At 74.4% G+C, this 2,053-nt stretch carries 3 protein-coding genes; all 3 read right to left on the minus strand.

Annotated features, from left to right (window positions below):
- Nucleotides 1–46 precede the first annotated feature (46 nt).
- Complete coding sequence (locus AVW11_RS35455) at nt 47–505, minus strand: DUF7144 family membrane protein (RefSeq protein WP_030843434.1); 459 nt, start codon at nt 503–505, stop codon at nt 47–49.
- Nucleotides 506–630: 125 nt separating this feature from the next.
- The gene (locus tag AVW11_RS35460; protein ID WP_030843436.1) at nt 631–828 is read right to left on the minus strand and encodes a hypothetical protein; all 198 of its coding nucleotides are present in this window, start codon (nt 826–828) and stop codon (nt 631–633) included.
- A 198-nt stretch (nt 829–1,026) separates the two neighbouring features.
- On the minus strand, nt 1,027–2,053 hold a 1,027-nt coding region (locus AVW11_RS35465; RefSeq protein WP_143568946.1), incomplete at its 5' end, for a helix-turn-helix domain-containing protein.

Here is a 2,053-nt window from a genome sequence, read left to right on the forward strand (position 1 = left end):
GGCGGCGCCCGGTCCGCATCGCTCGGACCGGGCGCGCCGCGCGGCCTCACGCGGGCTTCTGCTGCCAACTCGTGCACAGGGACCAGATGATGAACACGTCGATCGCGATGATGATGATCGACCACCACGGCTGGTACGGAAGCCACAGGAAGTTCACGATGATGCTGAGGCTGGCGAGGGCGATGCCCGCGCCCCTGGCGACGTTCGAGCCGAGGAACAGGCCCACTCCGGTCAGGACGACGACGAGTCCGACGATGAGATGGATCCAGCCCCATGCCGTCAGGTCGAACTCGAAGACGTAGCTGCCGAGGCGTGCGTACACGTCGTCCTCGGCGATGGCCGCGATGCCCTGGAAGATCGCGAGGCATCCGGTCACCACGAGGAGGACCGCGGCGAAGAACGTGCCGACCGCCCCTCCGGTTCCGTCGCCACCGCTGGACAGCGGTGCGGTGCCCGGCGCGGGGCCGGTATTCCAATTTCCCCCGGTCGGTGTCGACTGGCCCATCGAACTCACCTCACAGTTGGCGGTACCGCGCCGGACACTTCCTCACAGTGTCGTCCGGCCGACGGCTTGTCGTGATCACCCGCAGCGGGTGGTCCTCCCTTCCGGGTCGCGGCGCGGGCACGGCGTCAGGCGGCTACCTGGCGCATTTCGAGCACCCGCAGGCCCAGGGACTGGAAGCGCGTGAGGAGCCCGTACAGATGTGCCTCGTCCGCCACGACGCCGAGGAGGAGCGTCTGCTCCCGGACCGGAATCCGGTCGAGCTCGGGAAAGTTCGCGGCGAGTGTGTCCGGCACGACGCCCGAGATGCGGAACTCGTAGCGCATGAGAGCACTCACTTCTCTCCGAAGGAAGACTTCAGGTGCCTTGTCCTGCCCTGCCATGGTGGTCCCGGACCCGCCGGCCCGGCATCGCCCGCCACGGGCGAGAAGGGCGTGTCTGGTGCTGTGGCCGGAAAGGTTTGCCGGGGCGCGGCGTCCGGTNNGCCGGGCGTCGCGACCCGGTGAACCTTGCCGGTCACAGCACTAGAGCAGCCCGAGGTCCTGGGCGCGGTGGACGGCGTCGCTGCGCCGGGTGACGCAGAGCTTGCGGTAGATGCTCTTCAGGTGGGTCTTGACGGTGTTGGCCGACACGTACAGCTCGGCCGCGATCTCCTCGGTGGACAGCATCCGTGCGGCTTGGCGCAGCACCTCCGTCTCCCGCGCGCTGAGCGCCTCCACGACGGGCGGCGGCCCGTCCGCCCCGGTCGGCCCGGTCGCCCCGGTCGGCCCGTCTGCCGCCGTCGGCCCGTCGGCCGGGCGGCTGTGGCGCGCGGCGGGCCGGGGTGCCTCGCGGAGGCTTCGTCGCACCCATGGCCCGCTCTCGGCGAACGGCCTGCGCAGTTCATGCGGCCGGGCGAGTTCCACGGCCTCGGCCAGTTTCCGGCGCGCCTCCCCGGTACGCCCGTCCGCCGCGGCGATCTCCGCCCCGAGCAGGAGGGCACCCACCCGTAGCGGCGCCGCCGGGCCGTTGTCCGCCGGGCCGTCGTCCGCCGGCAGGGCCGCCAGCTGACGCGCGGCGGACTCGGCGCGGCCGGCCGCGAGGAGGGCGCGGGCGCGGGCCAGCGTGTGCTCGGGCCGCCCGGCGGGTGCGGCGTCGAGGACGCGCAGGGCCTCTTCGGCGTCACCGCACGCGAGGTGCGCGGCCGATGCGGCCACGGCGAGCGCCTCCGCCGCCCACCCGGAGAGCGGCGCGGCCGCCGGGGCCGGCCCCGTCGGGCCGAGGCGGGCGAGGACGGCGAGCGCGGCCTCGCCGTCGCCCTCCGCGGCGGCGAGACGGGCGCCGATGACGGCGGCCTGGACGGCGGCCACGGGTTCGGGGCGGGGTCCGGCGGCCGCGGCCGCGGCCGCCAGGTCCAGGTGGGAGCGGGCCGCTGCCAGGTCGTCCTGCTCGACGGCGACGCCCGCCAGGACGAGGTGACCGGTACCGGAGCGGCGCTCGGGCGGCAGCGCCGACTGTTCGGCGACGACGAGGGCCGCACGGGCGTGCTCGGCGGCCTGCCGCAGGCGGCCG

It is taken from the genome of Streptomyces amritsarensis (assembly GCF_001953875.1).
In the GTDB taxonomy this organism is placed as follows: Bacteria; Actinomycetota; Actinomycetes; order Streptomycetales; family Streptomycetaceae; genus Streptomyces; species Streptomyces amritsarensis.